This is a genomic window from Hymenobacter psychrotolerans DSM 18569, assembly GCF_900142395.1.
Classification (GTDB): Bacteria; Bacteroidota; Bacteroidia; order Cytophagales; family Hymenobacteraceae; genus Hymenobacter; species Hymenobacter psychrotolerans.
This window is the reverse complement of sequence record NZ_FRAS01000015.1, coordinates 87715-101148: the sequence shown is the minus strand read 5'-3', so window position 1 is coordinate 101148 and position 13434 is coordinate 87715. Positions and strand designations below refer to the sequence as shown.

The following is a 13434-nucleotide window of genomic DNA, read 5'->3' as shown; positions in this document are numbered from 1 at the left end:
GGAGGTCGTGCTACACTCTTACAGGTGAATCACCTCGCCGTAGGCAGCAGCGGCGGCTTCCATAATAGCCTCACTCATAGTGGGGTGCGGGTGTACGGCTTTGATGATTTCGTAGCCGGTGGTTTCGAGCTTGCGCGCTACTACCACTTCGGCAATCATCTCGGTTACGTTGGCACCAATCATGTGGGCACCGAGCCACTCGCCGTACTTCTTGTCGAAGATGACTTTCACGAAGCCGTCTTTCACGCCGGCAGCCGAGGCTTTGCCGGAAGCAGAGAACGGGAATTTGCCCACCAGCACGTCGTAGCCCTGTTTTCTGGCTTCGGCTTCGGTGAGGCCTACCGAGGCAATTTCCGGCGAGGCGTAGGTGCAGCCGGGAATGTTCTGGTAGTTGAGCGGCTCGGGATGGTGGCCGGCAATCTTCTCGACGCAGATAATACCTTCGGCCGAAGCCACGTGAGCCAGCGCGGGGCCGGGCACGATGTCGCCGATGGCGTAGATGCCGGGCACGTTGGTCTGGTAGAAGTCGTCGACGATGACGCGGCCTTTCTCCACCTTGATGCCCAGCTCTTCGAGGCCGATGTTTTCGAGGTTGGTTTGCACGCCCACGGCGCTCAGCACCACGTCGCAGGCAATCTGCTGGTCGCCTTTAGCGGTTTTGATGGTTACGTTGCAGCCGGCGCCGCTGGTGTCCACCTTCGTTACCTCGGCGCTGGTCAGCACATTCACACCGATTTTCTTGAAGGATTTCTCCATCTGGCGGCTCACTTCCTCGTCTTCCACGGGCACAATGCGGGGCAGATATTCCACCACCGTTACTTCGGAGCCCATGGTGCGGTAGAAGTAGGCAAACTCGACACCGATGGCGCCGGAACCCACCACCACGAGGCGCTTGGGCAGCTCGGGCAGCACCATGGCCTGGCGGTAGCCGATGATTTTCTTGCCATCAACGGGCATGGTAGGCAGCTCGCGCGAGCGGGCGCCGGTGGCCAGAATGATGTGCTTGGCTTCGACGGTTTCCTTGGTGCCGTCTTCCTTGGTTACTTCTACTTTGCCGGGAGCCAGCAGCTTGCCGGTGCCCATGATGGCGTCAATCTTGTTCTTTTTGAACAGGAAGTTGATGCCTTTGCTCATGCCTTCGGCCACGCCGCGGCTGCGCTTAATCACGGCATCGAAATCGTAGCCTACGCCGTCGGCTTTGAGGCCGTAGTCGGCGGCATGGTTCAGATATTCAAATACCTGGGCGCTTTTGAGCAGGGCTTTGGTAGGGATACAGCCCCAGTTGAGGCAGATGCCGCCGAGCGACTCCCGCTCGATGACGCCGACTTTCAGACCAAGCTGCGAAGCCCGGATAGCGGCCACGTAGCCGCCGGGGCCGCTGCCGACAACGACCAGGTCGTATTGCAATGCCATGTTGTTGTACTTGAGGGTGAGATAGGGAAACCCGCGCCGGGCACGAGGCCCCACAGATGGAGCCCGGCAAAGATAGGCAGGCGGCGCAACTCACCAACCGCCGGCTTTTGCCCGGCCGCCGGCCGCTCCACTGCCGAAACCCGGGGCCAGGGCATATCCGTTCGGGTAGCGCTGCCGTAGAAGGCCCAACTGGCTTTTTTCGGCCTGTAGCTTCCTTTTTTTGTTCCCCCGCCATGACTCATCGTTACGTTTCGCTCCTTTCTATTGCCGGTAGCCTGCTTTTCTTCTCGCAGTGTGCTACCACCGTTGAAACCGATAAGCCTACCGCCACCGCGCAGCGTGCTATGCGCCAGGAAGTGGCCGCCCCACGCGTAGCCGACAGCACTGATGCCACGCTCTCGGCTTCGGCGGCGCCTGCTATTCCGCTGCCGGATGCACCTTCTTCGGTGGAAGCGGCGGCTCCCAAAACCAGTGCCGACTACCGCAAGGCCATTAAGGTAGCCGATGCCACGCTGGCCAGCAAGCCGCGCGACTTTGATGCCGTGCTGACCCGCGCCAAGGCCAAAAGCCACCTCAAAGACTACAACGACGCCATTGCCGACTACAACTTCGCGGCCCGCCTGCAGCCCAAAAACGCCGAGGTATACTACAACCGCGGCCTGAACCGCCTCAAGCTGAAGCAGTACACGGCCGCCGTTTCCGACTTCAGCAAAGCCACCCGCTACAATCCCGCCGACAAGGAAGCCTTCTTCGGACGGGGCGCGGCCCGCATGCAGATGTTCCAGTTCAAGAGCGCCATTCCGGACTTCACCAAAGCCATTGAGCTGGACCCGACCTACGCCGACGCGTACGAATACCGCGGCATCAGCTACTCATCCATCAACAAGCCCAACGAGGCCAAAGCCGACCTCGAAAAGGCCACCCAGCTTAACCCTGCCGCCGCCAAAAGCCTGCGCCGCTACGCTGGGAAATAGGTTCTGGGTGACAGGTGACAGGTGACAGGTGACAGGTGACAGGTGACAGGTGACAGGTGACAGGTGACAGGTAAAAAGAACGTCATTCCGAGCTTGTCGAGGAATCCTGCTAGGCTGGTAAGTACTATCACCACCTCAGCACGCAAGATTCCTCGGCTTCGCTCGGAATGACGTTCTTTTTACCCCCATCACCTGTCACCTTTTACGTGTCACCTGTCACTTCTTCACCTCATCACTTTCCCCCAAACAGCAGCTTCAGGTAGAAGCTGGGCTGGCGGACGCGGGCGCGCATGTCCAGGTCCAGGAACATCATGGACAGGGTTTCGGCCAGCGTGGGGTTGCGGGCAGCGCGGTTGGCCACAAAGTTGAACAGCCACGGATAGTCGAGCAGCTTCTGCATAGCCCGGCTCAGGCGCAGCTCCTGCCCCAGCCGGTTATACACGGCGGCATCGTAGCCGCGCAGGAACGCCGGCGTGAAATCCTGGGCGGCCAGCGCCCGGCTGGCCCAGTCGGCGGCATGCCGCCCCGACACCATAGCGTGGCTGATGCCTTCGCCGGTAAACGGGTCGATGAGCGAGGCGGCATCCCCGAGCAGCAGGTAGTTCCGGCCCGACAAGGCGCGCCGTCTGGAGCCCAGCGGCAGCCCGAAGCCCCGCACCGGCCCCAGCCGCTCAGCGTCAGCAAACCGCTCTTTCAGCGCCGGGTGCGTGGCCAGAATTTCGGCGAGCCGCTTCCGCAGGTTCACTTTCTTCTTCGACACGGCCTCCGTGAGCATCCCCACGCCCACGTTGGCCTCGCCGTTGGGCAGCGGAAACACCCACAGGTAGCCCGGCAGAAAATCCTTGATGAAGTGCAGCTCGATGAAGTTGTCGGGGTGCAGGCCGCGCACGCCGCGGTAGTAGGCGCGCAGGCCGGCGCAGTGGTGGGCCGGCTCCAGCGCGTGCCCCGCAATCTGGCGCGCAAACCCCGACTGTGCCCCGTTGGCGACCAGCAGCAGCCGCACCACTGCCACGGGTGTGCCGTCGGCGGTTTTCAGCAGCCAGCGGCCGTCGGGCTGGGGCTCCGTGGCAGCCACGTCCACTCCTTCCCGAAAGTCGATTTCCGGCCGCTGGCGCACTTGCTCAACCAGAAAATTATCGAAGTCAATCCGTTTGCTGATGTGGCCGGCAGCCGGGTCGGTGGCGGGGTTGTAGTTGTAGCGAAACGGCACGGCCAGCTTGCGGCCGTTGGGCGCGTAGAAGTCGATGCCCCAGCTGGGGACCTGCGTGGGCAGCGCCTGGAGGCGGGCCGGCAGCGCGGCATCAATCCGCTTCAGCTCCACCAAGACTTTGCCGCTGAGGGCGTCGCCGCACACTTTGTCGCGCGGGAACGTGGCGCGGTCCAGGAGCAGGCAGGGCTGGCCGGCGTTGGCGAGGTGCAGCGCAGCGGTGGCACCGCCGGGGCCGGCCCCCAGAATGCAGATGTCGGTTTCGAGCACGGAGTGATTTTTAGGAGCTGATTTTCGGCTTCTTGCCTGCGAAAGCTGAAATCCGGCCACGAAGATGGCAACTTGCCTGCACTCCGGCGTGTTCAGCTCGTCTACTCGCCCCGAAACACACCAACCCAAATCCAAAAACCTATCTTCGCCGCATGACTAAACTGCTCGACGGAAAAGTGGCCCTCATTACGGGCGCTTCCAAAGGAATCGGCCGCGCTATAGCGGTATATTTTGCCCAACAGGGTGCTCAGGTGGCTTTCACGTACCTCTCCAGCGTAGAAAAAGGCCAGCAGCTCGAACAAGAACTGGCCGCGCACGGTACCAAAATCAAAGGCTTCCGCTCCGACGCCTCGGTGTATGCCGAAGCCGAGAAACTGGTGGAAGACGTGGTGGCCGAGTTTGGCAAGCTGGATATTCTGGTGAACAACGCCGGTATCACGCAGGACGGCCTGCTGATGCGCATGAGCGAGCAGCAGTGGGACCAGGTGCTGGCCGTGAACCTGAAGTCGGTGTTCAATCTCACCAAAGCCGCTACCAAACCCATGATGCGCGCCAAAGCCGGCAGCATCATCAACATGAGCTCGGTGGTGGGCGTGAAGGGCAACGCAGGCCAGAGCAACTACGCGGCGTCTAAGTCGGGCATTATCGGCTTCACGAAGTCGGTGGCGCTGGAGTTGGGCTCGCGCAACATCCGCTGCAACGCCATTGCACCCGGCTTCATCGAAACCGAAATGACCGACGCCCTCGACCCCAAGCAGGTAGACGAATGGCGCAAAGCCATTCCGCTGAAGCGCGGCGGCACTCCCGAAGACGTGGCCAAAGCCACCGCCTTCCTCGCCTCCGACGACAGCAGCTACATCACCGGCCAGGTGCTGCAGGTAGATGGCGGCATGCTGACCTAAGATTTTTTGTCGGGCCCGTTGAGCTGCGCATAACGGGCCTTTTCATGTCCTGTAGTGAACCGTAAGCTTCTCCTTTTACTCGTAGCAGTGCTGCTCGCGGCCTACGGCATGTATCCGCACCTGCAGCGCGTGCTGCAACGCCCGGCCCGGTTGGCGCAGGCCGAGCTTACCACGCTGGGTTTGTCGCGGAAGCTGCGCGAAGGGGACCTTATTTTTCAGACCTCGCAGTCGGCCCAGAGCCAGGCCATCCAGCTGGCTACACACTCCCCCTACAGCCACTGCGGCATGCTGCTGCGGCAGGGCGGCGAGTGGCAGGTGCTGGAAGCCGTGCAGCCGGTGAGCATCACGCCGATGGAGCAGTGGGTTGCGCGCGGCAAAAACCAGCACTTCGTAGTCAAGCGCCTGCGCGACGCCGACCAGGTGCTCACGCCGACCGTTGTGCGCCGCCTCCGGGATGTTGGCCGGCGCTACTGGGGCAAACCCTACGACCTGTACTTCGGCTGGTCCGACGAACGGATTTACTGCTCGGAACTGCTGTGGAAAGTCTATTACGAGGCAACCGGCCGGCAGATTGGCCGGCTGCAGCGGCTGCGTGAGTTTGACCTCTCCCACCCTGCCGTGCAGGCCAAGCTGCGCGAGCGGTACGGCAAACGCCTTCCGCTGGATGAAAAGGTGATTTCGCCGGTCAGGATGTTTGAAAGCCCGGAATTGGTAGAGGTAAAATAGACTGCCAACTACTCCCGGTGGCAGCAGTTGGCAGTCTATTCTTGTTCTAAGCCAGCAGCAGATTCTGCCGAGGAACTGGAGACGCTCCGCGTTGGCGAGCGGCCTTACTTGGCCGCCGGATACCAGTTGCGCAGCCGCACGTCGATTTTCTTGTTGGCGGTATTCACGGTTTTCTTGAATGCTGCCACATCGCTCAGGCCGTTTTGGCCGCGGTAGTGGTACGGGTATACGATGCCCGGCTTGAAGGCCAGCACCCCCTGCGCGGCCTGGTTCACGTCCATGGTGTAGGGCAGGTTCATGCATACAAACGCCACGTCGATGCCTTTGAGGGCGCGCATTTCCGGAATGTCTTCGGTGTCGCCGGACAGGTATACGTTTTTGCCGCCCAGGCCCAGCACGTAGCCGTTGCCGCGCCCTTTGGTGTGCATGGCGTCGGCCACTTCGGGCAGGTTATACATCGGAACCGCCGACACGCTCATGCCCAGCGTGTCGAGCCGCTGGCCATTGCTCAGGACGCGGATCTGGGCTTTGTATTCGGCGGGCAGCTTCTCGGCTACTGCCTTGGGCGCTATCATCAACGCCTTGCCTACGGGAAGCCCCGCCAGTGTTTTGGGGTCCATATGGTCGCCGTGGATGTCCGTAATCAGGATAACATCGGGCGCGGCCAGCCCGGCGTAGGCCTCAGCTCCATCATAGGGGTCCACGTAGATGGTTTTGCCGTTCCAGGTAAATACCACGCTGCCGTGCGTGATGGGCTGCACCGTGAGCGGACCGTTCTTGGTCGTAATCTGGTCGGCGGCTACACGTGGCGCAGCAGACTGGGCCTGCGCCTGAACCGTAAACGCAGCCAGTACGGCCGTGAGAGCGAGCGTAAATTTCATCCGTTTTTTGCCTGTTGAGTGAGAGTGAGTACCAAAGGTGCCCGGCTGTGCGGTCCTTTGGAAGGAGCCGCCACCGAAAACCGTGAGCATAACCTCGTCGGCCCGTACAAGTTCGGGCTGATGGGAAACATCATGTTGCTGGTGCGGATGGTTGCTCCAGGAAACCGCTAGAACTGCCGTGAGCCGGCCGCTTCCGGTCCCGGTTGGAAGTCCCTACCTTCGCCCTATAGCCCGTTATTCGCGGGTGCACAGCCCAGGGCAAGCAACTTCCCGGCTTGGTTAGGAGTTCTTGGGTTCCAACTGCTACTGTTTCCGTCTTTGATTTCTGTCGCTGCTTCTCCCTGGTTGATATTGCTGTGCCTCGTGGCGGGTGCGGGCTACGCGGCCCTTCTGTACTCGGCGAAGGCGCCCTGGAGCCGGGGCCTGAACTACGGGCTGGCCGCGCTGCGCTTCGTGGTTGTGAGCCTGCTGTGCTTCCTGCTTCTGTCTCCGTTCATCAAAACCACCAGCAACACCACCGAAAAGCCCACCATTGTGCTGGCCGTCGATAACTCGCAGTCGGTGGGGCTGTTTACGCCGGCCCCGGTGCTGCAGCAGGCCACAGCCGGCTTGCAGCAGCTGGAAACCGCCTTGCGCGGCAAAGGCTTCGAAGTGGAAACCCGCCCGCTGGGTGGCGCCACTACCCGCCCCGATTCGCTGCGCTTCACCGCCCCGGCCACCGACCTCAATGGCCTGCTTACCAGCGTGCGCGAAACCTATGACGGACGTAACCTGGCTGGTGTAGTGCTGCTCTCCGATGGCATCGTGAACCAGGGCCAGTCGCCGACTTACTCCGAGTTCAGCTTCCCGATTTACAGCGTAGCCGTCGGCGACACGGTTCCCAAGAAGGACCTGAGCCTGCCCGCCCTCACCTACAACCGTGTGGCATTCAGCGGCAACCGGTTTCCCATCGAAGCCGACATCAGCTACGAGGGTTTTGCGGGCGGTACGGCCGTAGTGCAGCTGCGCGAAAATGGCCGCGTGCTCCAGACGCAGCGCGTGGCACTGCCGGCAGGCCAGCGGCGCACCAAAGCCACGTTTACGGTGGTGGCGCCGGCGCCCGGCAAGCGCCGCTACGAAGTGGTGATTGAGCAGCAGGCCGGCGAGTTTACGGCGCTCAACAACAGCAAATTCGCTTACATCGAAATTGTGAAAGGCAAGCTGCGCGTGCTGCTGGCCGGCGCCGCCCCGCACCCCGACCTGAAAGCCCTGCGCGCCGCCATCCAGCAAAACGACAACTTCGACCTGACCACGTATCTGCCCGGCATCAGTCCGCTGAAAGCCGGCCAGGACTACGACGTGGCCATTCTGCACCAGCTGCCGGCCCGCACCGGTGAAGGCGCGGAGGTGCTGGCGCAGGTGCGCAGCCGCCGCATTCCGGCGCTGTACGTGCTGGGCGCGCAGTCTGATTTCAATGCCTACAATGCCCTCGGCACCGGCCTTACGGTGCAGCCCCGCGGCTCCCAGACCGACGACGTGACGCCTGTGCTTAACTCGGCTTTTTCGCGGTTTTCGTTCGAGGAAGAGGCCCAGCGGCGCTTTGCCGCTTATCCGCCCGCGCCGGTTCCCTTCGGCGACTACCACTTGGGTGGCGGGGCCGAGGCGGCGCTGTTTCAGCAAGTGGGCCGACTCAGGACGCAGAAGCCGCTGCTGGTATTCGGGGGTTCGCCGCAGCAGCGCCAGGCCACGTTGCTCACCGATGGCAGCTGGCAATGGCGCCTGCAGGAAGCCGTGGAGCACAACGACCAGCCCCAGGCCTATGACCGGATGGTGAACCGCACGCTGCAGCTCCTGACCCAGAACGCCAACAAGAAGCGCCTCGACGTGTACCCCACGCAGGACGCCTTCAGCAGCCAGGACGACGTGACCTTTGCGGTGGAAACCTACAACGCCATTTTCGAGCGGATTTACGGGCAGCAAATCACGCTTACGCTCACCGACGAGCAGCAGAAAACCCGCACCTTCACGTATACCAACGCCGAAGATGGCACCCCGCTGCATTTGGGCGCGCTGCCCGGCGGCCTCTACCGCTACACCGCCCGCGCCACGCTGGCTGGCCAGGCCCAGCAGGACCGCGGCGAAGTACTGGTGCAGGAGCAGCAGCTGGAAGCCCTGCAAAGCCGCGCCGACCACAATCTGCTGTATCAGCTGGCCCGCCGCAGCGGCTCGCGGCTCTACTATCCGCAGCAGTTCCAGCAGCTCACCGACGATATTCTGAAGGCCGACTACAAGCCGATAATCTACGCGCAGGAAGACCTCAAGGACCTCATCAATCTGAAGTGGCTGTTTTTCCTGATTCTGGCCCTGATTACGGCCGAGTGGGCCACCCGCAAGTATTCGGGCGGCGTGTAGAGATTCGCACTTGCCCGGTATAGAGACGCACTATTTTGCGTCTCCTTGTTGCTGGGCTTAGCCGGCATGGTTCCGGCTGTCCAGCCACCAGGCGCAAAATATTGCGTTTCCACCGCACGGTAATCTTGTAGCGTAATAATGCGTGGTACCTTTGCGCCATGCGCTACATTCTGCTCAACAAGCCCTACGAAGTTCTCACCCAGTTTACCGACGAAGCCGGCCGCCAAACACTCAAGGATTTCGTGGCCGTGCCCAACATCTACCCCGTTGGCCGCCTCGATTACGACTCCGAAGGCCTCGTGCTGCTCACCGACGACAAGCAGCTGCAGCACCGCCTCTCGGAGCCCCGCTTTAAGGTGCCGAAAACGTATTGGGTGCAGGTGGAAGGCATTCCGACCGAAGAAGCACTGGAAAACCTGCGTCGCGGCGTAGACCTTAAAACCGGCTACACCACGCCCGCCGAGGTGGCTTTGCTCCCTGATGCGCCTGAGCTTTGGGAACGAAGCAAGCCAGTCCGGTTCCGGGCCAACATTCCCACCAGTTGGGTTCAGATTCGCATTTCGCAGGGCATGAACCGGCAGGTGCGCAAGATGACGGCCGCCGTGGGCTATCCTACCCTACGCCTCGTGCGCATCAGCATTGCCGATATGGAAGTAGGAGCGCTCCAGCCCGGCAAGTGGCGCGAGCTGACCACCGACGAGGTGCAGGCTCTGCGCGAGGACATGGCCGCCCAGACGGCCGCGGCCGGCACCTTCAAAACGCCGAACAAAGGCACCGAATACTGGCCCGGTGGTATCCGCCCTGCCTCTGCTAAAGGCGGCCAGAACAGCGCCAGGGGCTACAACCGGGGCGGGTTTGGCGGCCAGGCCAGTGGCAAAACTGCGGGTGGCAACTCACGCCCTGGCAGCCGCGACGCGGGCCGCAACGGTGGCGGTACCTTTAAGGCCAAGCCGGCTGGCGGCAAACCGGCGGGCAACTCCACGCCCGGCAAAACCGGCAGCAAGCCTGGCCCTAAATCGGCGGGGCGCGGTGCAGGGCGTAAGCCCGGCCCGGCGGGCGGTGGCCGTTCCGGCGGGCGTGGCTAGTGCCGGGGCCAGTTAGCCGCCGGGTGCGGCTGGCCTTGCTCCTGCTGGCCCTGGGGTTTCTGGCGCTGAACGTGGTGGCCGCTTTTCACGCGTGGCGCTTCACGCACTTCGTTGTGGAAGCCGGCACGCACACCGGCAACCTCGAGCAACTCACGGCCCCGCAGAAGCTGTGGGTACTCCTGACCGGCATCAAAAACCCCAGGCCCGTCAACCAGGCCCGCCCCGACTTTCCATACGTTACGCTCTACCTGTCCAGTCCCAACGGGCGGCTGGAGTCGTGGTATAGTGCCGTGCCGGATGCGCGCGGCACAGTGGCGCTGTTTCATGGCTACACCAGTTCCAAAAGCAAGCTCCTGACCGAAGCTGCCACCTTCCGTCGTTTCGGCTACAACGTGCTACTCACCGATTTTGCCGGCAACGGCGGCTCCGATGGCAACGTCTGCACAGTGGGCCATCATGAGGCCGAAGACGTGGCCGCCGTCGTGCGCTGGCTGCAGCGGCGGCCCGGCGCGGTATTTATTTATGCCAACTCGATGGGGGCCGTGGCCACGCTGCGGGCCGAAGCGGAGCTAGGCGTGCAGCCCACCGCCAACGTACTGGAATGCCCCTACGGCTCCATGCTGCAGACCGCCCAAAACCGCTTCCGCTCCATGCACGTCCCTCCCTTTCCGATGGCTAACCTGCTGGTGTTCTGGGGCGGGGTGGAAAACAACTTCTGGGCCTTCGACCTCAACGCTACGGCGTACGCCACCCGCCCCACCACTCCTACCCTGTTGCTGTGGGGCGACGCCGATCCGCGCGTCACCCGCTCCGAAACGGACGCCATTTATGCGGCCCTGCGTGGCCCCAAGCAGCGGCAGGATTTCCCGCGTTCCGGCCACGAGCCGTATTGGTGGAAACATTGGCAACTGTGGGAGCAGACGATTCAGGAGTTCCTAAGGCAACAGTAATCTGCCCACCTGTCAGCGTATCTCCGGTTGAGCTTTTGCGTAAAAGCCAGTCCGTCGCAAATCTTTCCTGACTGATCTGGCAAAGTGACAATCTGTCACGAAAAAAGGCTTTTTCCGGGGCTGGTACGCGTCTTGTAATTCCCCCGATGCGAGTAATTCGCACCTAGTATCTGACACTCCAACTCCTAACAATAACCAGTCAAATGGGCAAAATAATCGGTATTGACCTCGGCACCACCAACTCGTGCGTGGCCGTAATGGAAGGCAACGAGCCGGTGGTAATTCCGAACAGCGAAGGCCGCCGCACGACTCCCTCCATCGTGGCGTTCCTCGACAACGGTAAAGGCGAACGTAAAGTAGGTGACCCCGCTAAGCGTCAGGCCATTACCAACCCTACCAACACGCTTCAGTCAATCAAGCGTTTTATGGGCCGCGGCTTTGGTGAAGTAACCGAAGAAGCCAAAAACGTTTCGTACCAGCTGGTAAAAGGCTCCAACAACACGGTAGCCGTACAGATTGGCGACCGGCAGTATACGCCGCAGGAAATTTCGGCCATGGTTCTGCAGAAGATGAAGCAGACCGCCGAAGACTACCTGGGCCAGCCCGTGACGGAAGCCGTTATTACGGTACCTGCTTACTTCAACGATGCCCAGCGTCAGGCCACCAAAGAAGCCGGTGCCATTGCCGGCCTCGATGTAAAGCGCATCATCAACGAGCCGACGGCAGCAGCGCTGGCGTACGGCCTCGATAAGAAGCACAAAGACCAGAAGATTGCCGTGTATGACCTCGGCGGTGGTACGTTCGATATTTCCATCCTGGAGCTCGGCGACGGCGTATTCGAAGTACTGAGCACCAACGGTGACACCCACCTCGGCGGCGACGACTTCGACCAGGTTATCATCAACTTCCTGGCCGAAACCTTCGCCAGCGAAAACGAAGGCCTCGACCTGCGCAAAGACGCTATGGCCCTCCAGCGCCTGAAAGAAGCCGCTGAGAAAGCCAAAGTAGAGCTGTCGTCGTCGACGGAAACGGAAATCAACCTGCCCTACGTAACGGCTACCGCTTCGGGCCCGAAACACCTGGTGGTAAAGCTGAGCCGTGCGAAGTTCGAGCAGCTGGCTGACTCGCTGGTGCGCCGCTCGATGGAGCCCTGCAAAAAAGCGCTGCAAGACGCCGGCCTGAGCACTTCCGATATCGACGAAGTAATCCTGGTAGGTGGCTCGACGCGTATTCCGCGCATTCAGGAAGAAGTTGAGAAGTTCTTCGGCAAGAAGCCTTCGAAGGGCGTAAACCCCGACGAAGTAGTAGCCGTGGGCGCTGCCATCCAGGGCGGTGTACTGACCGGTGAAGTGAAGGATGTGCTCCTGCTCGACGTAACGCCTCTGTCGCTCGGTATCGAGACGATGGGCGGCGTGATGACCAAGCTTATCGAGTCGAACACGACCATCCCGACCAAGAAGTCCGAGACTTTCTCGACGGCTTCCGACAACCAGCCTTCGGTAGAGATTCACGTGCTGCAGGGCGAGCGTCCGCTGGCTTCGCAGAACCGCACCATCGGCCGCTTCCACCTCGACTCGATTCCGCCAGCACCCCGCGGTGTTCCGCAAATCGAAGTAACCTTTGACATTGACGCCAACGGCATTCTGCACGTATCGGCCAAAGACAAAGGCACGGGCAAAGAGCAGAAAATCCGCATTGAAGCCTCTTCCGGCCTGACGGACGCTGACATTGAGCGCATGCGCAACGAAGCTGCCGCCAACGCCGAAGCTGACAAAGCCGAAACCGAGCGTATCGGCAAAATCAACGCGGCCGACTCGATGATTTTCCAGACGGAAAAGCAACTGAATGAGTACGGCGACAAGCTGAGCGCCGGCAACAAAACGGCCGTTGAAAATGCGCTGGCTGACCTGAAGAAGGCCCACGAGAGCAAAGACATCAGCCAGATCGATACGGCTATGGAAGCCATCAACACGGCGTGGCAGGCGGCTTCGCAGGAAATGTACGCCGCTACCCAGGGCGGTGCCGATGGCCAGCCCGGCGCAGACGGTGGCAACCCCTTCGGTGGTGCCGGCCAGCCCGGTGGCAACGGCCAGCAGGGCCAGCCGCACGACAACGTGACGGACGTTGACTACGAAGAAGTAGACGGCAAGAAGTAAGCCTGCCTCAGCGCTGATTTCAGTGTCAGCCTGATTCGGGTGCAACAAAAAAGGCCCGGAGCAATGTGCTCCGGGCCTTTTTTGTTGAAAAGTGTGAACAGCTTCTCCAGGAGTAAAGCCGCAGCTACGCCAGTTGCTGTAGCCAGGCAGCCGCAGCCGTTTCGTCTTCAAATAAACGATATGTCAGTGACGACTCTTTATTCTGTGTCATGACCAGGTTCATCGAGAGCCGGGCAAATACGTCGTGCGCAATCAGGATGGCGGCGTAAATGGCTTTGTCCTTATTATGAGCATCCGTCAACCAGTTATTATTGATCCAGAGACGCTCCTCCTCTGTGAAAGCTACCATTGCGCGCTGGTCGCCGAGGAGCTTGTGCCAGCCGCACGTATGGAGCAGGGTGCTGGCGTGCGTCAGGAATGCCTGAAGTTCTTCAAACTGGCGCTTGCCGGCGTTGTACTTCACCACCGCGTAGCCATCA

General features: G+C 61.2%; 11 protein-coding genes. 7 read left to right on the top strand and 4 right to left on the bottom strand.

Annotation, left to right across the window (positions count from 1 at the left end):
• Positions 1-18: 18 nt before the first annotated feature.
• Positions 19-1413, bottom strand: coding sequence for a dihydrolipoyl dehydrogenase (gene lpdA / locus BUE15_RS14185; RefSeq protein WP_073286316.1), 1395 nt, complete (start codon positions 1411-1413; stop codon positions 19-21).
• 233 nt (positions 1414-1646) lie between these two features.
• On the opposite strand from lpdA, the gene BUE15_RS14180 reads away from it, so the two are divergent.
• Complete coding sequence (locus tag BUE15_RS14180; protein WP_073286313.1) at positions 1647-2387, top strand: tetratricopeptide repeat protein; 741 nt, start codon at positions 1647-1649, stop codon at positions 2385-2387.
• Positions 2388-2619: 232 nt separating this feature from the next.
• On the opposite strand, the gene BUE15_RS14175 is transcribed toward BUE15_RS14180, so the two are convergent.
• Positions 2620-3864, bottom strand: coding sequence for an NAD(P)/FAD-dependent oxidoreductase (locus BUE15_RS14175; protein ID WP_073286310.1), 1245 nt, complete (start codon positions 3862-3864; stop codon positions 2620-2622).
• A 152-nt stretch (positions 3865-4016) separates the two neighbouring features.
• Here BUE15_RS14175 and fabG point away from each other — a divergent pair, with 152 nt between their 5' ends.
• Together fabG and BUE15_RS14165 are read left to right on the top strand one after the other, a co-directional pair.
• Positions 4017-4766 (top strand): 3-oxoacyl-[acyl-carrier-protein] reductase, encoded by a 750-nt coding sequence (fabG, locus tag BUE15_RS14170; RefSeq protein ID WP_073286308.1) that lies wholly within the window; start codon positions 4017-4019, stop codon positions 4764-4766.
• Between the two features lie 54 nt (positions 4767-4820).
• Positions 4821-5492, top strand: a complete 672-nt coding sequence (locus BUE15_RS14165; protein ID WP_244535953.1) for a YiiX family permuted papain-like enzyme — start codon at positions 4821-4823, stop codon at positions 5490-5492.
• Between the two features lie 104 nt (positions 5493-5596).
• On the opposite strand, the gene BUE15_RS14160 is transcribed toward BUE15_RS14165, so the two are convergent.
• Positions 5597-6373, bottom strand: coding sequence for an MBL fold metallo-hydrolase (locus BUE15_RS14160; RefSeq protein WP_073286305.1), 777 nt, complete (start codon positions 6371-6373; stop codon positions 5597-5599).
• A gap of 318 nt (positions 6374-6691) precedes the next feature.
• Here BUE15_RS14160 and BUE15_RS14155 point away from each other — a divergent pair, with 318 nt between their 5' ends.
• From BUE15_RS14155 to dnaK, 4 genes are all read left to right on the top strand, one after another.
• Entirely contained in the window at positions 6692-8764 is a 2073-nt protein-coding gene (locus BUE15_RS14155) for a VWA domain-containing protein (RefSeq protein ID WP_244535952.1), read from the top strand.
• Between the two features lie 158 nt (positions 8765-8922).
• A complete protein-coding gene (locus BUE15_RS21340) occupies positions 8923-9849 on the top strand; it encodes a pseudouridine synthase (protein ID WP_084549062.1) in 927 nt (308 codons plus the stop codon).
• A 23-nt stretch (positions 9850-9872) separates the two neighbouring features.
• Positions 9873-10799 (top strand): alpha/beta hydrolase, encoded by a 927-nt coding sequence (locus BUE15_RS14145; RefSeq protein ID WP_170865270.1) that lies wholly within the window; start codon positions 9873-9875, stop codon positions 10797-10799.
• A gap of 203 nt (positions 10800-11002) precedes the next feature.
• The gene (gene dnaK / locus BUE15_RS14140) at positions 11003-12955 is read left to right on the top strand and encodes a molecular chaperone DnaK (RefSeq protein WP_073286299.1); all 1953 of its coding nucleotides are present in this window, start codon (positions 11003-11005) and stop codon (positions 12953-12955) included.
• Between the two features lie 124 nt (positions 12956-13079).
• On the opposite strand, the gene BUE15_RS14135 is transcribed toward dnaK, so the two are convergent.
• Complete coding sequence (locus BUE15_RS14135) at positions 13080-13418, bottom strand: hypothetical protein (protein WP_139252310.1); 339 nt, start codon at positions 13416-13418, stop codon at positions 13080-13082.
• Positions 13419-13434: the final 16 nt, after the last annotated feature.

Bases quoted from the DNA above. Each gene is read 5' to 3' on its own strand.
- lpdA (WP_073286316.1), bottom strand. From the start codon at position 1,413: ATGGCATTGCAATACGACCTGGTCGTTGTCGGCAGCGGCCCCGGCGGC.
- BUE15_RS14180 (WP_073286313.1), top strand. From the start codon at position 1,647: ATGACTCATCGTTACGTTTCGCTCCTTTCTATTGCCGGTAGCCTGCTT.
- fabG (WP_073286308.1), top strand. From the start codon at position 4,017: ATGACTAAACTGCTCGACGGAAAAGTGGCCCTCATTACGGGCGCTTCC.
- BUE15_RS14160 (WP_073286305.1), bottom strand. From the start codon at position 6,373: ATGAAATTTACGCTCGCTCTCACGGCCGTACTGGCTGCGTTTACGGTT.
- BUE15_RS21340 (WP_084549062.1), top strand. From the start codon at position 8,923: ATGCGCTACATTCTGCTCAACAAGCCCTACGAAGTTCTCACCCAGTTT.
- dnaK (WP_073286299.1), top strand. From the start codon at position 11,003: ATGGGCAAAATAATCGGTATTGACCTCGGCACCACCAACTCGTGCGTG.